Source organism: Microbacterium sp. NPDC055357 (genome assembly GCF_053644835.1).
The window spans coordinates 1-20503 of the sequence record NZ_JBSHLZ010000002.1; the positions used below are offsets into that span (position 1 = coordinate 1).

Genomic DNA, 20503 nt, shown 5'->3' on the forward strand with positions numbered 1-20503 from the left:
CGACCCGTCGGACGAGGCAGCATCCCCTCGATCAACGACCACTGAGCATCCGAAAGCAACTGGAACCGCGACACGCGTCCAGACTCTCAGCCCACTCTCGAACAATTTGTCAGACACGCCCTAGACGATCACCTACAGGTAGAGCCACCAGACAGTCGCTGCCGTCGAGATAGCGTCCCCCAGCGCCGCTACCACCGTGTTGCCGGTGTTCGACCTCCCGACGTGACCGAGCGTCAGCATCAGAGACTGGTGATCAGGAGCGCCCCACGAGAGGCGGACTGAGTCTGGGATGCGCTGCCGCGTGCAGCTCGCGCGCCAGCTCGACGTGCCGTAGCCGCTAGCATCCAGCAGTGACTTTGACCTTCGTGGCTGCGTGGCTCTGGCTCATCGGCAGCGCCTATCAGGTGTTCACCCTCGGTGCGGCGTGGCGCTCGTGGGACTCTGAGATCGACGCGGCCGGAAGAAAGTACCGCGACGAGTTGGCCCCCGCCGAACAGGCTCTGCGCGAACCACTCGTGGGCGAAACGGCACACGAGCGCCGCGCGTCGCATGACGAGCGGTTCATCCACTACAAGGCCGAAGCCGACCGTCTCGCCACAGAGTTCGATAAGCGCGTCAAGCGGGGTCGGCGACAGGTCGTCCACACCTTCTTCGCCTGGATCGTGATCCTCGCCGCCGCGATCGTCGGGGTCGCCGGCACCTGGCCTGCGAGCGTCTGAAGCGCCGACCGAAGGCCTCAGGCGGGAGCAGCGCCTTCGTGCTCGGCGGTGTGTGCGCGGTAGGCGTCGGCGTTTCGCAGGATGCCGTCGCGCTCCTCGGCGGTGAGCTCGCGTCGTACTTTCGCGGGCACTCCTGCCACGAGCGATCCGGGTGGCACGATCATCCCTTCCAGCACGACGGCTCCCCCGGCGACGAGCGAGCCCGCCCCGATCACGGCGCCCGACAGCACGACCGAGCCCATCCCGATGAGCGAGCCGTCTTCGATCGTGCAGCCGTGAACGACGGCGTTGTGGCCGACCGACACGTTCTCGCCGATCACGACGGGCGAGCCATGATCGACGTGCACCGAGACGTTGTCCTGCAGGTTGCTGCCCTGCCCGACCGTGATCGTGTCGCCGTCTGCGCGCAGCACGGCGTTGTACCAGACGCTCGCGCCCGGGCCGAGGGTCACGGCGCCGATCACGCGGGCGCCGGCGGCGACGAAGGCCGACGGGTCGAGCTGCGGCGCGGAGCCGCCGACGGACAGGATGGAGGCACCTTCGGCAACGGTCATGATCCGACCCTATTGCGCTCGTGCCGCGAGTGCGTCCTCGATCGCCGCCGTGTACGCCGGCGCGAGCGTGTCGGCGAACGTCACCGTGAGGTGGTCCTGATCGCGGTAGATGTTGGCACCCCCGACGACGGGCCAGCACCTCGCGTCATCGCAGAACACGTCGGTGAAGTCGAGCAGCGTGACCCCTTCGATCCCGGATGCCGCCTCGCGCAGCGGATCCTCGGCGACGAGCAGCTCCGACCGGGGGCCGTCGCAATCCGCTTGCGCGCGCGTGCGCAGGCATTTGTTGGGGTCCGTCTCCCACACGGGGTTGTCGACGACGGTGATGACGGGGATGCCGCGATCGAGCACCTCTCCCCACGCGCCCCGATACCCCGCGACGGCCGCGTCGAACGACGAGTCGTAGCCGGCCGAGGCGTAGGGGGTCGTCGCGATCGCGGCGGTGAAGACGGCGTCGATATCGCGGTCACCCAGCGCCGCCCGCACACCATCGCGCCATTCGGTGCACGCCTCGCCGAACGCTCCGGGAGTCGACAGCGGCGTCGTGCTCCACGGGCACGCGCCCTTGAACCAGGTCGTGAGGTGCCAGCCGTTGTCGTCGGCCATCCTCTGGAACGTCGACAGCAGCTGATAGGCGTGACTGTCGCCGACGAGAGCGATCCGCGGGGCATCCGGGTCGTCCGACCCGAACTCGCACGACACGGGCCGGGCGTCGTTCAGCTGGATGAAGCACTGGGGATCCCCCGGACGATCGATGCCCGCGAAGCCCGGCGCGGGCAGGATCGTGTCCCCCGCATCCGTCTCGCCGCACGCGTCGTCGAGCACGACCGCCGCTCCGAAGCACTCCGGGGGGTTCTCGCGCAGCTCGGCGATCTCGCGCACGCCTGAATCGTAGGCCGGGGCGTTGATCGCCCACGCGCCGACAGCCGTGCCGGCCACGAGCAGCATCGCGGCGAGCGACGACCACAGCGTCACGCGCGCGGGACGCGAGGTGAGCACCTTCCAGCTGCGCGCCGGGTCCTCGACGAAGATCTTCGTCAGCCACGCGAGCACGAAGCACAGCACGAGCAGGGCGACCCGGTGATAGATCGTGAGTCCCCAGAACGGCACGGACGGCGCGATGACGATGAGCGGCCAGTGCCACAGGTACAGCGAGTACGAGATGTCGCCGACGAACTGGGCGGGGCGCAGAGACAGGATGCGCGTCGGATACCACCAGCGATCGGTATTGGATGCCGCGATGATGGCTGCGGCGCCGAGCGTCGGCAGCACCGCCATATAGCCCGGGAACGGCGTCTGCGCGTCGAACTCGAAGGCCACGTACAGCAGCAGGAGCACGCCGCCCCAGCCCAGGACGAAACTGCCCAGCGCATGGCGCACCCGCAGCATCGGGATGAGCGCGACGAGTGCTCCGACGCCGAACTGCCACATGCGCCCGAAAGTCACGAAGTACGCCGGCGCGGGGTCGGTGATCGTGAAGACGACGCAGAAGATGAACGAGATGACCGTCACGACGCCGAGGGTCACGAGCACGGCGCGTCGCCGCGCGCCGTGGAAGAGCTTCACGCCCATCCATGCGCCGAGCAGCATGATGAGCGGCCACATGACGTAGAACTGCTCTTCGAGCGACAGCGTCCAGTAGTGCTGGACCGTCGTCGGATCGCCCGCGTGGTTGAGGTAGTCCGCCGAGGTGAGCGCGAGGAACCAGTTCTCGACGTAGAACGTCGAGGCGAGGATCTCCTGAATTTCATTCGGCAGAGCCGACGTCGGCGTCAGATACGGGGTCGCGGCCGCGAGAGCGCACACGAGCAGCACGAGCAGGGATGCCGGCAGCAGACGTCGCGCGCGGCGGGCCCAGAACTGCCCGAGACGCACTGTGCCCGTCGCGGTGAGCTCCCGCATGATGTGCCCCGTGATGAGGAAGCCCGAGATGACGAAGAAGATGTCGACGCCGACGTAGCCACCTGAGAGCCTCGCCGGCCAGAAGTGGTACAGCACGACGAACAGCACGGCGATGGCGCGCAGGCCCTGCACGTGCGGCAGGAACCGGGACGGTTCGGCGTGCTCCGGCGAGCGGTCGTCCGGCTGACGCAGCACCACGCGTGAGGGCTTGCGCAGGTTTTGGGGACCGAGATCATGATCGGCAGAAGGCACGCCTCGACGTTAGTCGAGACAGCCGCGCTTGCCGCGCAGGCTCCGCGCGGTTAGCGGAGCCTTCTCTTGCTTGCGGAATGATGCCGGTTGAGTAGCGTTGGATTCGTTGGAACACCTGCGCGGGCGCGCAGCATCCGACCTGTATGGAGGCGAGAGACATGACCAAGACGAACACGACCCCCGCGACCGCTGCCGACCCCACCGTCGCCGCTGCGACCGCTCAGTTCCTCACACCCGTGGTCCTCGGGCTTCAGGGCCTCGCGGTGAACGGCAAGCAGGCGCACTGGAACGTGCGCGGCACGAACTTCATCGCGATCCACGAGCTTCTCGATTCGGTCGTCGCCAACGCGCAGGCCGGCGCCGACCAGGCCGCGGAGCGCATCGTCGCTCTCGGCCTGCCGGTCGATGCGCGTGTCGCGACGATCGCGGAGAAGACCGCCACGACCGCCGTCCCCGCGGGATTCACCCAGTGGGAAGCGCTCATCCGCAACGTCATCACCGACATGGACCGCGTGATCGCCGACACGCAGTCGGCCATCGACGGCCTCGACGAGATCGATCTGACGAGCCAGGACGTCGCGATCGCCATCAAGGAGACGCTCGAGAAGGACCGCTGGTTCCTCTTCGCGCACCTGGCCGAGTAGGCGCGACATCTCGATACGCGCCGGCGGCGCTACTCGATGACCGGGTGCACACGCCGGCGGCGCTACTCGATGACCGGGTGCACGCGCCGGCGGCGCTACTCGATGACCGGGTGCACACGCCGGCGACGCTACTCGATGACGGGGTCGGGGCCTTCCGGCCTCGGCCCCGTTCGCGTGCCGGCCCCTATCGCTGAAGGAACGCCAGTACGGCGAGCACGCGGCGATGGTCGGACCCGGAATCCTCGAGGCCGAGCTTCTGGAAGATCGCCCGCACGTTCTTCTCGACGGCGCCCACGCCGATGAACAGCCTTTGTGCGATCGTGCCGTTGCTGCGGCCCTCCGCCATGAGCTCGAGCACGTCGCGTTCACGGCGCGTGAGCGATGAGACGGGATCGGGCCGCGCGGCGATGAGCTGGCGAACGACGTCCTGGTCGAGCACCGTGCCTCCGGCGCGCACGCGCTCGACAGCATCCGTGAACTCCTCGAGTGAGGTGACACGGTCCTTCAGCAGGTAGCCGACGCTCCCGTCGCCGCCCGCGAGCAGCTCGCGCGCGTACACGCCTTCGACGTACTGACTGAGGACGAGGATGCCGACACGGGGCAGAGCCGCGCGCAGCGCCAGGGCGGCGCGGATCCCCTCGTCTCGAAAACCGGGTGGGAGCCGCACATCGAGGATCGCGACGTCGGCATCGGCGGCAGCGACACGAGCGACGATGTCCTCGGCATCACCGAACGCGCCGGCCGTGACGTAACCGGCCTCGTCGAAGAGACGCACGAGCCCTTCGCGGAGCAGAACGGAGTCCTCGACGAGGACGACCCGGGCGGGGCGGTCGGGGGCGGAACTCATCCGTTCAGGATAGGCACGGATCACGGCCCGGCGATCGGGATGTGCACGCCGACCGACGTGGGACCGCCGACCGGGCTGTCCACCACGAAGTGACCGCGCAGCCCCGCCGTCCGCTCACGCAGGCCCTCGAGACCGTGGCCGGAGGTGATCCGTGCGCCCCCGGCACCGTTGTCGACGACCCACACGTCGAGCATCGCGAGCGTGTCCGGTGTCGCGGGTCGCACGACGGCGCGCAGCGTCACGGCGGTGGCTCGTGCGTGCTTGATCGCGTTCGTGATGAGCTCGGACACCGTGAAGTACACGGTGCGGGCGACCTCGGGGGTCACAGCCGTGTCCAGATCCGGCGCGAGATCGACGTGCACGGTGAGGGGCGTCGCCGCTGCGACGGCGGCGAGCGCTGCGGACAGGCCGCGGTCCTGCAGGAGCGGCGGCGCGACTCCGCTGGACAGAGCCCGCAGTTCGTCCAAAGCGGCCTTGGCGTGCGTGCGAGCCTCACGGGCGAGATCGGCGGCAGCATCCGCGTCGCCCGCTTCGGCCCGGCGCTCGAGGGCGGCGAGGTCCATCTGCAGACGCACGAGCCGCTGCTGGGGTCCGTCGTGGATGTCGCGCTCGAGTCGGCGCAGGGCGACATCCTCCGCGTGCACGGCGGCTCCGCGCGCTGCCGCTTCGGCGCGCACTTCGTCGGCGAGGTCGTCCGAACGCCACCGGCCGAGCATGCCCGCCGCGATGGCGTGGTGCACGACCGCGAGTCCTCGCATCACCCACGGCAGGGTGATCGTGAACAGCGCTCCGGCCAGGAGGTAGAGCACGGACTCCACGACGCGCCCGTCCCACCCGCCGAACAGCCACGGCAGCGCGTCGGCGACGTACTCGCCCCACGGCGCGCCCTCGCGAGGCACGAACACACTCCAGAACCAATAGGTGAGCCCGCCCAGGCTCACGCTCAGCCACGCGATCGTGACCGAGAACGTCGCTGCGCTCACGACGGGATTCACGATCGTGCCGTGGACGAGCGAGAGCCAGTACCGCACATTCCGGATCGGACGGGTCACCGTCATCCAGAACCCGTTCTGATCCGGACGATCACGGCTCCAGACGGGCTCCTCGATGGCAGGCAGCCCCGTCAATCGCAGGATGAAGCGATCGGCGACGCCGAATCCGCGGGCGACGACGAGCGACAGGACGATGATCGGCAGACCGACGACGAGGACGATGAGACCGGCGCCCGCCGCGAACAGCGGCACGAGGACGCTGATCGATGCCATCGCGACCGCGAAGACGGCGATCAGATAGACGGCGCTTCCCGGAACGTGCTTCCACAGCGAGCCGTAGCCGGCCCAGAACCCTCGTCGGGCCGGGCGGACGTCAGTGGTCGTGGTGGTCATCGCTGTCTCCTTCGGGACGCTTCAGGGCCGGTGTCTGGCCCGGTTCGACGACCAGGAACTGTCCCATCATGCCCTGGTCCTCGTGCCACAGCAGGTGGCAGTGGTACATGTACGGCGTCGTGGGGTCGGCATGGTCGCTGAATCGCACGAGCAGGCGGTATTCGCGTCTCCACTCGAGAGCGATCGTGTCCTTCCACCCCGCGAGACGGGCGGGCGGCGGTGCGCCGTCGACGTCGACGATGCGGAACTGCGTGTCGTGGACGTGGAACGAGTGCGGGAGCGGATTGATGTTGCGCACCGTCCACAGCTCGTTCGTATCGACGACGGAGACGTGGTCGACGCGGCCCATGTCCATCTGCCGGTCGTTGATGTTGTGCCCGGACAGCTCGAACGTCCGCTCTGCGGCGATGTCCTCGGCCGCGACGGCGGGCAGTGTCGCGAGTCTGTCGGGCACATCCGGCGACGGCGCGAGGGATGCCGCGGCGCGCAGCTCCAGGACGTCGAACGAGTCCGCGCCCGCGTGCAGCTGCGGATCGGGCGACGTCGACCCGAGCACGATCCGCTCCCCGGCCGTGACGTGGACGACGATCTCGGCACGCTCTCCCGGGGACAGCGGGATGCCGGTGGCATCGACCGGCGCATCCAGAAGTCCGCCGTCCGTCCCGATCAGCTGGAAGACGCGGTCGTCGGCGAAGGCGAAGTGGTACATGCGGGCGCTCGACCCGTTGACGATCCGCAGCCGCACACGCTGTGTCGTGACCTCGAGGTACGTCGATGCCGTGCCGTTGACGAGGATCGTGTCCCCGAGCGCACCGTCGAAGGTCGTCCCGACCCGTCCGTCGAAGGAGCCGTCGCTGTGGAAGCGGCGATCCTGCACGATGAGCGGCACGTCGTCGATGCCGTAGGTGCGCGGCAGATCGAGCCCGGCTTCCTCGTCATCGCGCAGGAGGAACAGACCCGCCAGGCCTGCGTCGACCTGCTCACGCGTCCGCCCGTGCAGGTGCGGATGGTACCAGAGGGTCGCTGCGGGCTGGTCGACGGTCCACTCGGCGCGCCACGAACCGCCGGACGCGATGGCGTTGTGCGGTCCCCCATCCATCGCTGCGGGCACGTGCATGCCGTGCCAATGCACGGTCGTGGGGTCGCCGAGCTCATTCGTGACATCGACCCGCACCGATTCGCCGCGCTGCGCGGCGAGCGTCGGACCCAGATGTGCGCCGTTGTAGCCGAGCGTCCGCGTCGTCCCCTGCGAGACGATGTCGCTCGACGCCTCCTGCGCGACGAGGTCGAACACGCGCACGCCGTCTTCCATACGGCCTTCGTCCAGCGGCGGGATCGCGAGTTCGGTGTCGAACGTCGTCGTGCCGGCGGCGGGGGGCGCCGTGCGACCTACCTCGGTCACCGCCCACAGGCAGCCCGTCGCGACCACCGCCACGAGGGGCACCGCGACGAGCACGGCGAGCAGGCGCCTACGGCGCCGGTGCGGTGACGGCGCGGGTGAGACGGGTGGCGTGGGCGAAGCTGTGGACACTCATCCAGCGTCGCGGGAACGTGCGTCCCGCGGCATCCGAGCAGCATCCGAAGGTATCGGGGGGACAGCCCCCGCCCTCCGCCGCCTACCCCGCGTGCGTCACGCGTCCGGCGAGCAGCGTCGCCGCGACGCGCATGCCACGCAGCTGCGCCTCGGTCGCCTCGAGCGGATCGTGCTCGGTCAGCGCGAGGTCCGCGACGGCGCCCACCTCGATGCGTGCGCCCTTCGCCGAGCCGCCGTGTGTCGATGCCGCCAATGCCGTCGCGCGATCGACACCCTCCTCGGGACGCCACGGCTCACGGCCGTCGCGGGTGCGGAAGACGGCGGCGGCCATCGCCGCCCACGGGTCGAGCGGCGCGACGGGAGCATCCGACCCGAACAGCAGGTTCGCGCCCGTGTCGGCGAGCGCGCGCAGCGGGTAGGGCAGCGCCGTCTGGCCGGCCCAGATCGCGTCGGTCATGTCACGGTCGTCGATCGCATGCTCGGGCTGCACGCTCGCCCCGACGCCGAGGCGACCGAACCGCGGGATGTCGGCGTGCGCGACGAGCTGGGCATGCTCGATCGTGCCCCACGCTCCCGTCGCCGCGAACGCGTCGAGCGCGTGCGAGTTCGCGACGTCACCGATCGCATGGATCGCGCAGGCGATGCCCGCCCCGGTCGCGCGCGTCATGAGGCTGCGCAATGTGCCGGGGTCGACCGTGAGCAGACCGCGGTGGGACGGGTCCTCGGGGTAGGCATGCGAACAGGCGGCGGTGCGCGTGCCGAGCGAGCCGTCGGTGATGACCTTGAGCGGCCCGACGCGAACGAGATCGGATGCCGCCCCGCGGGCGACGTCGCCGGTGCGCAGCCCGTCGGCGATCGCGCGGTCGAGGAACTGCGGGTAGATGCCGTACTCGACACGCAGCGTGTCGAACCCCGATGCCAGACGACGTACCCACGCGTCCTCGTTCCACGACATGTCGAGATCGACGACGCCGACGACACCGCGGGAGGCGGCATCCCGCGCCATCGCGGCGACGAGGTCGTCGGCCACGGCCGCGTCGACGGCGTTGAGCCGGCGGGAGATCTCGAACGCGGGCTCCTCGCGGAGCATGCCGTCGCCGTCCGGCGGGTGGCCCTCACGGCGCAGGGCGGCGGAGTTGAGCCACACGCTGTGCACGTCGGCGTTGATGAGGTAGGTGGGGATGTCGCCGGTCGTGGCGTCGAGCATCTTGCGCGTCGGTGCGTCCGGCCAGAGGGCGTCGCGGAAACCGACGCCCACGCGTCGTCCGTCGGCGAGGACCGGCGCACTCCCCATGATTCGTGCCGCCTCGCGCGCGCTCGCGGCGGCGCCGAGTGCTTCTCGCTGCGCGACGAGTGCCCACTGCACGACGTGCACATGGTGGTCCCACAGCCCGGGCACGAGCCAGGACCCGTCGGCGTGAAGCGTCTCGCCTCGGTGCGCCAGAGCACCCGCCGGGGCGATGTCGGCGATGCGCCCGTCTGAGACGAAGACGTCGACGGGCCCCTCATCGGGAAGCAGCTCGCGCCCGGCACCGGCGATGCGGGCGTTCGCGATCGTCGCGATCCGCGCGCCCTTCATGCTCCCGCTCCGCGGGCCGCGGCCATCGCGTCGTGCGCGCGACGCATCTCGGCGGCGAGTGACGGATTCGCCCACGGCGCGTCTCCCGCCAGCTCGGCGATGATCGTCTCGACCACGTCGGTCGACTTGTTCTGACTCAGCTTGCGCTTGGCGACGACCTTCGACGGCGTCAGTCGGAAGCCGACGGTCCCCTTCGCCAGACGTTCGACCGCGGCGGGATCGTTCGGCGGCTCCCACATCAGCCGGGGCTGCGGCATCCCCCGTTCGAACCGCTCGACGAGCCCGTCGAGCACGCTCAGATTCTCGTCGTGCGAGAGGATCTCGGGGATGCCGGTGAGGTGTGCCGAGACGAAGTTCCAGGTCGGCACCTGGGTGCCGCCGTCGTACCACCCGGGCGAGATGTATCCGTGCGGGCCTTGGACGACCACGAGCAGCTCCCGTTCGCCGAGGCCGTGGATCAGGTCGTCGGGACGACCGACGTGCCCCACGATCGTGAGGTCGTCGCGCGTGTCGTCCAGCAGTACGGCGTAGTGGGACGCCACGAGGCCGTCATCGGTCTTGCTCACGAGGGTGACCCACGGATTCTCGTCGATGAGTCGTCGCAGCTCGGCGAGATCGGTCATCGCGAAGCTCGGGTTCTGACGCATCCCCTCAGCTTAGGTTTCACCGCTGACAATTCGGGCACCAGTAGAGCTTCCGACCGGCCGCCTCTTCGACGACGACGGACGTGCCGCAGATGCGACACGGAAGCCCCGCCCGGTGGTAGACCCAGTGGCGGTCGTCGCGGCTGGCCATGGCGGCGCGCCATTCGTCGGCACTCAGGTCGTCCATCGTCATCATCTGACCGGTCTCGACCCCGATCGACAGCAGCCTGACCCAATCGCGCCAGAGCTCGCGCACGGTCTCTTCGGGCACGTCACGACCCGGAGTGTGCGGGTTCTGGCGGGCGCGGAACAGCATCTCGGCGCGGTAGACGTTGCCGATGCCGCTCACGACCGCCTGGTCCATGAGGAGCAGCCCGATCGGGGTGGGCTTGCGGCGCACGACGGCGACGAATCGCTCTTCCCCCTCGACGACGTCGTCGACGAGCGGGTCGGGGCCGAGCTTCGCGATGGTCGCCGCCATCTCGTCGGGCGTCTGCAGCGCGCACGCCGTCGGCCCGCGCAGATCGGCGCACGTCGTGTCGGTCAGCAGCCGCAGCCGCACCTGGCCGACCACCGGCGGCGGCCACTCGTCGTCTTCGCCGGACAGGCCCGTCGTCTGCTCGGACATGCGCACGTGCACGCGCGCCCGGCGGGGCGCGCCGATCGATGTCAGCGAGTTCTCGCCCGCGGCATCCATGATCGGCTCGGCGTCGGTGGTGCCGCGCTGATTCGTCTGCCCCATGCGTCCGTTGGCGGCCGCGATCGTGGCATCCGCGACGATCTCGCCCGCGAAGTCCCATGCGCCGTACATGCCCAGATGCACGCGCAGCCAGATGCCGTCGTCGAACTCGAGGAACATCTGCTTGCCGACGGCACGGACGGCGGTCACCGTGCGACCGTCGATCACCGCTGCTCCGTCGGCGAAGCGACCCTGAGGGCTCGAGGCGGCGACGATGCGCCCCACGAAATTGCGGTCGAACTGACGGGCGATGCGGTGGACGGAATGCCCCTCGGGCATCAGCCCGCCTCGGGGTCCATCGCGTCGGCGGACTCGCCGCCGACGGCGATCGCGGCACGGGGGTCGGGTTCGAGCGATCCGTCGATCTCGAACGCGGCGATCTGCCCGATCCGGCGCACGTGACGCTCATCTCCCGGGAACGGGGTCGCGATGAAGCGGTCGATGAAGGTCGTCGCCTCGTCGAACGTGTGCTGGCGGGCGCCGATCGCGATGACGTTCGCGTCGTTGTGCTCACGGGCGAGTTCTGCCGTCGCGATGCTCCACACGAGCGCCGCGCGGATGCCGCGCACCTTGTTGGCCGCGATCTGCTCGCCGTTGCCCGAACCTCCGAAGACGACGCCGAGCGTCTCGACGCCGTCGGCCTGGTCCCGCGCGACGGCCTGCGCCGCCCGGATGCAGAACGAGGGGTAGTCATCGACGGCGTCGTACTCGAGCGGGCCGTGGTCGACGACCTCGTGGCCCTTCTCTGCGAGGTGGTGCTGCAGCTGCGTGGAGAACTCGAGGCCGGCGTGATCGGTCGCGATGTGGATGCGCATGGCACCCATCCTAGGGACGGGCACCGGCGTCAGGGCGCGACTCCCGCGGCGGCCGGCTTGAACCCCGCGCGGATGTTCTCGCAGCACGCGGGGCGGCACACGTCGAACCACGGCCCGAGGTCGGTCAGGTGGGGGCGATCAGCGGCGGGAGTCCCCCGCAGCCGCTCTTCGACGAGGTCGATCAGGCCCGAGACGAAGACGGGGTCGATGCCGGGGGTCGGCGTGCGGACGGCACGCACACCCGCTTCCTCGGCGGACTCCATCGCCTCGGTATCGAGGTCCCACAGCACTTCCATGTGGTCGCTCATGAACCCGAGCGGCACGATCGCGACGGCGGCGACGCCGTCGGCGGGCAGCTTCTCGATGACGTCGTTGATGTCCGGCTCGAGCCAGGGCTGCGTGGGCGGACCCGAGCGAGACTGGTACACCAGCTCCCACCCGACCGTCGCTGCGGCGGGGATCTCGGCGGCGACCGCGGCCATGACGACCTCGGCGACGGCGAGATGCTGCGCGGGGTAGGCGCCCAGCGGTCCGAGATCACCGTCGCGCGGTCCCGACCGTTCGGCGTCGTCTGTCGGGATACTGTGGGTCGAGAACAGCACGCGCACGGCTGCGGCGTCGATGCCGTCGGCGAGGAAACCCGAGACCGCGTCGCGCACGCCGTCGATGAAGGGCGTGACGAACCCCGGGTGGTCGAAGAACTGGCGCACCTTGTCGATCGTGACGGATGCCGCGAGGTCGGTCGCCGTCAGCACGCGTGCGAAGTCCTCGCGATACTGGCGGCAGCTCGAGAACGACGAGTAGGCGCTCGTGGCGAGCGCGAGCAGCGTCGTGTCGCCGGCGGCCGCGGCCTCGGTGACCGCCTCTTCGAGGTACGGCGCCCAGTTGCGGTTGCCCCAGTACACCGGCAGGTCGATGCCGCGCCGGGCGAGTTCGGCCTCGAGGGCCGCCTTGAGCGCCCGGTTCTGCGCATTGATGGGGCTGATCCCGCCGAAGTGGCGGTAGTGGTGCGCGACCTCTTCGAGGCGCTCGTCGGGAATCCCACGACCGCGGGTGACATTGCGCAGGAACGGGATGACGTCGTCCTGTCCCTCCGGACCGCCGAAGCCTGCCAGAAGCAGACCGTCATAGGCCAGGGGCGTCTCGACATGGGGGGCTCCGGACGCCGCGGCATCCGACGCGAACGGAACGTGCTGGCCTTCGCGAATCGTCATGCGTCCATCCTGACAGCGTGCGAGGCGTTCTCGGCCCGCGGAGCGCGGACCCGCTGACGTAGGCTGTTCGGGTTGCCGCCGTCGCCACCCGCGTCCGGCATCGACCCGATCCACAGACCACGGGAGCATCGCAGTGCCTGGAGAGAACCTCACTCGGATCGAGGCGCAGGAACGCCGCGCCGTCATCCGCCCCTCGACGACCGCGCTGAACGCGATCACGTACGACGTCGCACTCGACCTCACGAAGGGCGACGAGGTCTTCGGATCGCGCACGACCGTCCGTTTCGGCGCGCTCGAGGGTGCCGAAACCTTCATCGACCTGATCGCGCGCGAGGTGCACTCGATCACGCTCAACGGGCGCGACGTGCCGGTCTCGGCGTTCGCCGACTCGCGCATCGCGCTGACGGAGCTCGCCGCTCAGAACGAGCTCGTCATCGACGCCGACTGCCTCTACACCAACACGGGCGAAGGCCTGCACCGCTTCGTCGACCCCGTCGACGGCGAGGTCTACCTGTATTCGCAGTTCGAGGTGCCCGATTCGCGGCGCATGTACGCCGTCTTCGAGCAGCCCGACATCAAGGCGACGTTCCAGTTCACCGTGACCGCTCCCGAACCGTGGAAGGTCGTCTCGAACTCCCCCACTCCCGAGCCGAAGCGTCACGGCGACGGCACGGCCACGTGGACGTTCGAGTCGACGCCGCCGATCTCGTCGTACATCACGGCGCTCGTGGCGGGCCCCTACGAGGCGACGTTCTCCGAGCTGACGAGCACGTCGGGTCGTGTCATCCCGCTCGGCGTGTACGCCCGCAAGAGCCTCTGGCAGCACCTCGACGCCGACTACATCTTCGACAAGACGCGTGAGGGCTTCGCGTACTTCGAGGAGAAGTTCGACTACCCGTACCCCTTCGCGAAGTACGACCAGCTCTTCGTGCCCGAGTTCAACGCCGGTGCGATGGAGAATGCCGGCGCCGTCACGTTCACCGAGACGTACGTCTTCCGTTCGAAGGTGACCGACGCCGTCAAGGAGCGCCGGGTCGTCACGATCCTGCACGAGCTCGCCCACATGTGGTTCGGCGATCTCGTCACCATGAAGTGGTGGAACGACCTCTGGCTCAACGAGTCGTTCGCGGAGTGGGCCTCCACGATCGCGACCGCCGAGGCCACGGAGTGGACCGAGGCGTGGACGACGTTCAACGCGATGGAGAAGACCTGGGCCTACCGCCAGGATCAGCTGCCTTCGACGCATCCCGTCGTCGCCGAGATCACCGATCTCGAAGACGTGCAGGTGAACTTCGACGGCATCACATACGCCAAGGGCGGCTCGGTCCTCAAGCAGCTCGCCGCCTGGGTCGGCATCGAGCAGTTCTTCGCGGGCGTGGCGGCATACTTCAAGAAGCACGAGTGGTCGAACACCGAGGTCGGCGATCTTCTCGCCGAACTCGAGGAGACCAGCGGCCGCGACCTGACGACATGGGCGCGCAAATGGCTCGAGACGTCGGGGGTCAACACCCTCTCCCCCGAGATCGTGACCGACGTCGACGGGTTGATCACGCGGTTCGCGATCGTCCAGACCGCGCCCGCCGACTACCCCACGATCCGGCCGCACCGCCTCGGCGTGGGCATCTACCGGCTCCAGGACGACGCACTCGTCCGCGTGCACGATCTCGAGCTCGACGTCGACGGAGATCTGACCGAGGTGCCCGAGTTGAAGGGCGTCTCACGCGGCGATCTCGTGCTGCTCAACGACGGCGACCTCGCGTACGCGAAGATCCGTCTCGACGAGCGTTCCCTGCAGACGGCGATCGACCACCTCGGCAAGATCCACGACCCTCTCGCGCGTTCGCTCGTGTGGGGCGCTGCCTGGGATCAGACGCGCGACGCTGAAGCCTCGGCCTCGGACTACGTCGACCTGGTGCTGCGCAACATCGCGTCCGAGACCGAATCGACGACGGTCCGCACGACGCTGGCGCAGCTGCTGCTCGCGGCGAACTCGTACGTCGCACCCGAGACGCGCGCCGCCACCCGGAAGAAGGTCGCCGACGCGCTCTGGCAGCTCGCCGCGACCGCCGAGGCCGGCAGCGATAGCCAGCTGCAGTTCGCGACGTCGTTCGCCGCCGCCGCGTCGACGACCGCGCAGTGGGAGCAGGTGCGTCGGCTGCGGGACGGCGAGGACGTGCTCACGGGGCTCGAGGTCGACACCGACCTGTCCTGGCAGCTGCTCGTCTCGCTCGCCGCGGGGGGTCTCGTCACGGCGGAGGACATCGACGCCGCACTCGCCGGCGACAACACGGCGAAGGGCGGGGAATTCGCCGCACAGGCGAAGGCCGCGCTGCCCACGGGCGAAGCCAAGCGCGCAGCGTGGGATGCCCTCGTCGGCAACGACGATCTGCCCAACACGCTCGTGCGCGCGGCGGCTCTGGGATTCGGCAACCCGGCGAGCCGGGATCTGCTGCGCGACTTCGTGCCGGCGTACTTCGACATGCTGCTGCCGGTCTGGGAATCGCGCACGTACAAGATCGCGGAGTACCTGATCTTCGGGCTCTACCCGGCCGCGCTCGCGGACATCGAGCTGCGCGACGCGACGCGCGCATGGCTCGCGTCGCACCTGGACGCGCCGCCGGCGCTGCGCCGTCTCGTCGCCGAGAACCTCGCGGGCGTCGAGCGCGCTCTCGACGTGCAGGATCGCGACGCCGAGTAGACGCGTGATCATGGATGCCTCGGCTCTCGCACTCAGGCGAAGCCGAGGCATCCGTCGTTAGGATCGGGGCGATGATGTGGACCCTCGCCGACACGACCGCGCCCGACCCGGATGCGCCGGTCATCACCGATCCTCATTTCTGGGAACAGGTGCTGGCGTTCCTCGTCGAATCCGGCTGGAACATTCTGCGGGTCGCGGGCATCATCGTCGTGGCGTTCCTGATCGCGTGGGCGCTGCGACTGGTCATCCGTCGCGTCGTGCATCGCATCGTCAACGGCGCCAAGACGAAGGCCGACGTGACCGACACGATGGCGCTCGAGCGGTCGCCTCTCGCATCGGTCCGCCTCGTGCAGCGCACCCGGACGCTCGGGTCGATCCTGCAGAACATCGTCAACGTCTCGATCGTCATCGTCGCGCTGCTGCTCATCGTCAACGTGCTCGCGCCCAACGCCCTCGCCTCACTCACGCTTCTCACCGCCGCGATCGGCGCGGGCCTCGGCTTCGGCGCGCAGAACATCGTCAAGGACGTGCTCAACGGCATCTTCATCGTCGCCGAGGACCAGGTCGGCATCGGTGACGTCGTCGATCTGGGGCTGGCCACCGGAATCGTCGAATACGTCAGCGTCCGCATCACGCACGTGCGCGACGTCAACGGCACGCTCTGGTATGTGCGCAACGGCGAGATCCTGCGGATCGGCAACCTCTCGCAGGGCTGGTCGCGCGTCATCATCGACCTCGCCGTTCCCGCCGACAGCGATATCGACGCGGTCGAGCAGACCATGCTCGACACCGCCGGCGAACTGGCGAAGGATCCCAAGTGGCGCACGCGCATCCTCGAGAACCCCGAGGTGTGGGGACTCGAATCGGTGACCGGTGACGCGCTCGTGATCCGTCTGGTCATGAAGACGCGCGCGAACGCGAAGGACGACGTCGCCCGTGAGCTGCGGGTGCGTATCAAGCGCTCGATGGACGATCTGGGTGTCTCGGTCCCGCAGCTCAGCACGGTCATGCTGAGCGGTCTCGAGAGTGCCGGCCGCGTGCGCGGCTCGAATCCGCCCCGGACCAAGCCGCAGGCCACGATCAGCCCTGCGTCGGCTGCCCGGCCGGTGTGGAAGCCGAAGCGGACGCCGAAGACGCCGCCCGCAACACCCGACACACCTCCGGAGGACTCATGACGGATGCCGCATCCCCGACCTTCTTCGACGAGATCGGCGGCCACGCGACGTTCACGCGTCTCGTCGAGGTCTTCTATCGCGGGGTCGCCGACGACGACGTGCTGAAGCCGATGTATCCCGAGGAGGATCTGGGGCCCGCCGAACGCCGCCTGCTGCTGTTCCTGGAGCAGTATTGGGGCGGGCCGACGACCTACAGCCAGGAACGCGGCCACCCTCGCCTGCGAGCCCGCCACTCGCCCTTCCACGTCAACCCCGACGCGCGGGACCGCTGGCTCGCCCACATGCGGGTCGCCGTCGACGAGCTCTCCCTCTCGCCCCTGCACGAGGCGACGCTGTGGGACTATCTCGAGCGCGCTGCGCACGCCATGGTCAACACGTTCGAGCCCACCGAAATCGGCCCGTCTCCGGACGGCCGCGATTCGGCATCGATCGTGCTCACCCCGGAGTCTCCGGCCGCCGACTGAGAGACGTCCACCGACGAAGGAGTCGCCATGCCCACCACGACCCGCAGCACCGACGTGCTCATCATCGGATGGGGTCTTGCGGGGCTCGTCGCAGCGGGCGAAGCCGCCGCCGCCGGCAAGCAGGTCGTGATCATCGATCAGGAGCCGCGGGTCAACCTGGGCGGGCAGGCCTGGTGGTCGTTCGGCGGACTGTTCTTCGTCGACTCACCGGAACAACGCCGCATGGGCATCGCGGACTCGCTCGACCTCGCCCGCCAGGACTGGCTCGGCACCGCCGGCTTCGACCGCGACGAAGACGCCTGGCCACGCCGCTGGGCCGAGGCCTACCTCGACTTCGCTCATGCCGAGAAGCGCTCCTGGCTGCGCGAGAAGGGCGTCGGCTTCTTCCCGATCGTCGGGTGGGCCGAGCGCGGCGGCTATTCCGCGACGGGCCCCGGCAACTCGGTTCCCCGATTCCACGTCACGTGGGGCACGGGGCCCGGCGTCGTGGCGCCTTTTCGCGCCGCCGTGGAACAGGCCGAGGCGGTCGGCCGCATCACCATCCTGCCGCGCCACCGGGTCAGCTCGCTGTCGTTCACCGACGGCGTCGTCACCGGCGCGATCGGCGATGTGCTCGCTCCCTCGGGGGCGGCCCGGGGGCATGCGTCCTCGCGGGACGTGGTCGGCTCGTTCGAGATCGCAGCGAGCGCGACGCTCATCGCGGCGGGAGGCATCGGCGGCAACCATGACCTCGTCCGGCGACACTGGCCGCCGCGTCTGGGCACGCCACCGATGACGATGGTGACCGGTGTCCCCGCGTTCGTCGACGGGTCCATGGTCGGACCCGCGCAGAGTGCGGGTGCCCGGTTCATCAACGAGGACCGCATGTGGCATTACGTCGAGGGTCTGCAGAACTGGGACCCGGTTTGGCCGGATCACGGCATCCGGATCCTCCCGGGACCGTCCTCGATCTGGCTGGACGCCACGGGACATCGTCTGCCCGTGCCGCTCTTCCCCGGATTCGACACGCTCGGAACCCTCGCCCACCTGCGCGGGACGGGACACGATCACTCGTGGTTCGTGCTGTCGCAGAAGATCATCGAGAAAGAGTTCACGCTGTCGGGCAGCGAGCAGAATCCGGACCTGACCGGGAAGGACCTCGCGCTGCTCGCCCGCTCCCGACTCGGGAAGGGCGCCGCAGGACCCGTGCAGGCGTTCATGGACCGCGGCGCGGACTTCGTCGTGCGCGACTCGCTCGACGACCTCATCCGGGGCATGCAGGCTCTGCCGGGCGGCGACCTGATCGATGCGGCTCGTGTCCGATTCGAGGTCGAAGCCCGCGATCGGGCGGTCGACAACGACTTCACGAAGGATGCGCAGATCGCGATGCTGCGCTCGGCGCGCGCCTACCGCGGTGACCGCCTCATCCGAACGGCAGCACCGCATCGGATCCTCGACCCCGCGGCCGGTCCCCTCATCGCCGTCAAGCTGCACGTCCTGACGCGCAAGTCGCTCGGCGGCATCGAGACCGACCTCGCCGCTCGCGCGCTGTCGTCACAGGGCGACCCCGTGCCCGGCCTCTACGCGGCCGGGGAGGCGAGCGGGTTCGGGGGCGGCGGCATGCACGGCTATCGGGCTCTCGAGGGGACGTTCCTCGGGGGATGCCTGTTCTCCGGACGGATCGCGGGTCGCGCGATGGCGGCCTCCGTCTGACCGGATCAGGACCGCCCCGTGGGGCGGACCTCCGTCAGCCCGCTGCGGACCGGACCGCGTACGAGGACGTGGCCGCGCGCGAGCGTGAGTCTCGTCCAGGCACCCGCCGTGCGGATGACCGCGTGCTCCTCGCCTCCGATGAAGCCGAGCCCGAAGGCGGCGAACGCCACCCCCAGCGGCAGCCCGTCGAGCGCCTCGTCGGGGCTCCCCCACACCGATGCGCGCACGGCGCGCACGGCGTCTTCGCCCGCGTCGCGCGGCACCGCCTCGGCGACCGCGGCGATGCCCCATTGCGCCCGCGACGCGAGTGTGGCCGCGGCGATCGCTTCGCCCTGCTGCCAGCCGCCGCGCGGCGGCGAGACACCCGTCCATGCCGGCGAGAGACCGGTCTCCGGCAGCACGACGGCCGTGGCATCGTCATCGGCCGCGCGCAGCTCGCTCGCCTCGACGACGATGTCGCACACCAGTTCGGGGTCGACCGTGAGCACCCGCATCCCGAGCACCGTGGGCGTGGAATCCATCAGCCCGCGCGGCGCGAGGGGCGCGCTGGTCATCGCGAGCACGCCGTCCGCGCCGCGCAGCCGCACGGCGCCGTCCCCGAGAACGGCCGCGCGGCCGGCGAAGGTGAGCGCATCGGCAGCCGAAGCCGCGTCGCCGAAGACAAGACGTGGGGACATCCGACCTAAACTACCAAGCGGCAGCGGGGCGAGACTCCGGCCGACCAGAGATGGAGACCCCAGTGACGGATGCCCCCGAGCCCACGCACGCGAGAACGCAGGCGGATCCTGTCGCTTCGATGCTGGCCGTGCTCGACCTCGCCGATTCCGAAGCGCGCACGACCGAAGACATCTTCACGGGCGTGTCGCAGTCGATGCCGCTCGGACGCGTCTACGGCGGGCAGGTGCTCGCGCAGTCGATCGTCGCGGCGTCACGGACGCTTCCCGACGACCGCACGGTGCATTCCATGCACGGGTACTTCCTGCGCCCCGGTGACGCCGACGCGCACATCACGTTCGCGGTGGACCGCATCCACGACGGTCGTTCGTTCTCGACTCGTCGCACGCAGGCGTTCCAGGAGGGCGTGCCGATCTTCTCGATGATCGCCTCCTTCCAGGACGAGGACACGGGGCTCGAGCATCAGGCTCCGATGCCCACCGGAGTGCCCGACCCCGAGGACCTGCCCGACGTCGAATCACAGCTCGACGGGCTGCATCCCATGACGAAGCGGATGTACACGGATCGGCCGCTGGATCTGCGCCACGTCGCATCGCCGATCTACACGAAGGTGACCGGCGAGCATCGCCCCGAGCAGGCGGTGTGGATGCGGGTGCGCAGCGCGGTGCCCGACGATCCGGCCCTCCACCGCGCAGCCCTGGCGTACCTCAGCGATCTCACCATCCAGGAGGCGATCCTGCGCGCGCACGGCATTCCGTGGGCGACGCCGGGACTCAAGGTCGCGAGTCTCGATCACGCGATGTGGTGGCACCGTCCGGGGCGCGTGGACGACTGGATGCTCTACGTCCAGGAGTCCCCCAGCGCGCGCGGCGGTCGCGGGCTCGCGAACGGGCGCATCTACTCGCGCGAGGGCGTACTCATCGCGAGCGTCGCTCAGGAGGTCATGGTGCGGGTGCCGGGCGAGGGCTGAG

The 20503-nt window shown here is 69.5% G+C and carries 18 protein-coding genes; 7 read left to right on the forward strand and 11 right to left on the reverse strand.

The features are described 5' to 3' along the window. Positions 1-350 precede the first annotated feature (350 nt). Positions 351-719: a hypothetical protein gene (locus ACWICD_RS03095; RefSeq protein WP_376127512.1), complete on the forward strand. Its 369-nt coding sequence runs from the start codon at positions 351-353 to the stop codon at positions 717-719. A gap of 17 nt (positions 720-736) precedes the next feature. Here the strand turns inward: ACWICD_RS03095 and ACWICD_RS03100 are convergent, their stop codons facing one another. Both ACWICD_RS03100 and ACWICD_RS03105 read right to left on the reverse strand, forming a co-directional pair. Further along, the gene (locus tag ACWICD_RS03100) at positions 737-1273 is read right to left on the reverse strand and encodes a gamma carbonic anhydrase family protein (protein ID WP_376127514.1); all 537 of its coding nucleotides are present in this window, start codon (positions 1271-1273) and stop codon (positions 737-739) included. A gap of 9 nt (positions 1274-1282) precedes the next feature. Further along, positions 1283-3427, reverse strand: coding sequence for an acyltransferase family protein (locus ACWICD_RS03105; RefSeq protein WP_376127515.1), 2145 nt, complete (start codon positions 3425-3427; stop codon positions 1283-1285). 158 nt (positions 3428-3585) lie between these two features. Between ACWICD_RS03105 and ACWICD_RS03110 the strand changes: the two genes are divergently transcribed. Further along, positions 3586-4071, forward strand: coding sequence for a Dps family protein (locus ACWICD_RS03110; protein WP_376127517.1), 486 nt, complete (start codon positions 3586-3588; stop codon positions 4069-4071). A 184-nt stretch (positions 4072-4255) separates the two neighbouring features. Here ACWICD_RS03110 and ACWICD_RS03115 read toward each other — a convergent pair whose 3' ends face one another. The 8 genes from ACWICD_RS03115 to ACWICD_RS03150 form a co-directional block, all read right to left on the reverse strand. Continuing rightward, the gene (locus ACWICD_RS03115) at positions 4256-4918 is read right to left on the reverse strand and encodes a response regulator transcription factor (protein ID WP_376127519.1); all 663 of its coding nucleotides are present in this window, start codon (positions 4916-4918) and stop codon (positions 4256-4258) included. 20 nt (positions 4919-4938) lie between these two features. Continuing rightward, positions 4939-6303: a sensor histidine kinase gene (locus ACWICD_RS03120; protein WP_376127521.1), complete on the reverse strand. Its 1365-nt coding sequence runs from the start codon at positions 6301-6303 to the stop codon at positions 4939-4941. Beyond that, positions 6284-7834 carry a multicopper oxidase family protein gene (locus ACWICD_RS03125; protein WP_454139237.1) on the reverse strand — a complete coding sequence of 517 codons (1551 nt, stop codon included), beginning with the start codon at positions 7832-7834 and terminating at the stop codon, positions 6284-6286. Before ACWICD_RS03125 ends, ACWICD_RS03120 begins: the two co-directional genes overlap by 20 nt. Positions 7835-7919: 85 nt before the next feature. Then, positions 7920-9416, reverse strand: coding sequence for an amidohydrolase (locus ACWICD_RS03130; protein ID WP_454139238.1), 1497 nt, complete (start codon positions 9414-9416; stop codon positions 7920-7922). After that, the gene (locus tag ACWICD_RS03135) at positions 9413-10063 is read right to left on the reverse strand and encodes an FMN-binding negative transcriptional regulator (protein ID WP_376127526.1); all 651 of its coding nucleotides are present in this window, start codon (positions 10061-10063) and stop codon (positions 9413-9415) included. The genes ACWICD_RS03130 and ACWICD_RS03135 overlap by 4 nt, the downstream gene beginning before the upstream one ends. Before the next feature lie 16 nt (positions 10064-10079). After that, the gene (locus ACWICD_RS03140) at positions 10080-11078 is read right to left on the reverse strand and encodes an Fpg/Nei family DNA glycosylase (RefSeq protein WP_454139239.1); all 999 of its coding nucleotides are present in this window, start codon (positions 11076-11078) and stop codon (positions 10080-10082) included. Continuing rightward, complete coding sequence (locus tag ACWICD_RS03145; protein WP_454139240.1) at positions 11078-11614, reverse strand: ribose-5-phosphate isomerase; 537 nt, start codon at positions 11612-11614, stop codon at positions 11078-11080. Before ACWICD_RS03145 ends, ACWICD_RS03140 begins: the two co-directional genes overlap by 1 nt. Before the next feature lie 29 nt (positions 11615-11643). Beyond that, positions 11644-12828: a ferrochelatase gene (locus ACWICD_RS03150; protein ID WP_454139241.1), complete on the reverse strand. Its 1185-nt coding sequence runs from the start codon at positions 12826-12828 to the stop codon at positions 11644-11646. A 133-nt stretch (positions 12829-12961) separates the two neighbouring features. On the opposite strand from ACWICD_RS03150, the gene pepN reads away from it, so the two are divergent. The 4 genes from pepN (at position 12962) to ACWICD_RS03170 (ending at position 18857) form a co-directional block, all read left to right on the forward strand. Further along, positions 12962-15526: an aminopeptidase N gene (gene pepN, locus ACWICD_RS03155; RefSeq protein WP_454139242.1), complete on the forward strand. Its 2565-nt coding sequence runs from the start codon at positions 12962-12964 to the stop codon at positions 15524-15526. A 74-nt stretch (positions 15527-15600) separates the two neighbouring features. After that, positions 15601-16701 carry a mechanosensitive ion channel family protein gene (locus tag ACWICD_RS03160; RefSeq protein ID WP_376127642.1) on the forward strand — a complete coding sequence of 367 codons (1101 nt, stop codon included), beginning with the start codon at positions 15601-15603 and terminating at the stop codon, positions 16699-16701. Continuing rightward, positions 16698-17165: a globin gene (locus ACWICD_RS03165; RefSeq protein ID WP_376127535.1), complete on the forward strand. Its 468-nt coding sequence runs from the start codon at positions 16698-16700 to the stop codon at positions 17163-17165. Before ACWICD_RS03160 ends, ACWICD_RS03165 begins: the two co-directional genes overlap by 4 nt. A 27-nt stretch (positions 17166-17192) precedes the next feature. Next, positions 17193-18857 carry an FAD-binding dehydrogenase gene (locus tag ACWICD_RS03170; protein WP_454139243.1) on the forward strand — a complete coding sequence of 555 codons (1665 nt, stop codon included), beginning with the start codon at positions 17193-17195 and terminating at the stop codon, positions 18855-18857. A gap of 5 nt (positions 18858-18862) precedes the next feature. On the opposite strand, the gene ACWICD_RS03175 is transcribed toward ACWICD_RS03170, so the two are convergent. Further along, positions 18863-19534 (reverse strand): hypothetical protein, encoded by a 672-nt coding sequence (locus ACWICD_RS03175; RefSeq protein ID WP_376127538.1) that lies wholly within the window; start codon positions 19532-19534, stop codon positions 18863-18865. Positions 19535-19653: 119 nt separating this feature from the next. On the opposite strand from ACWICD_RS03175, the gene ACWICD_RS03180 reads away from it, so the two are divergent. Then, entirely contained in the window at positions 19654-20502 is an 849-nt protein-coding gene (locus ACWICD_RS03180; protein ID WP_376127644.1) for an acyl-CoA thioesterase, read from the forward strand. The last annotated feature ends 1 nt before the right edge of the window (position 20503 follow it).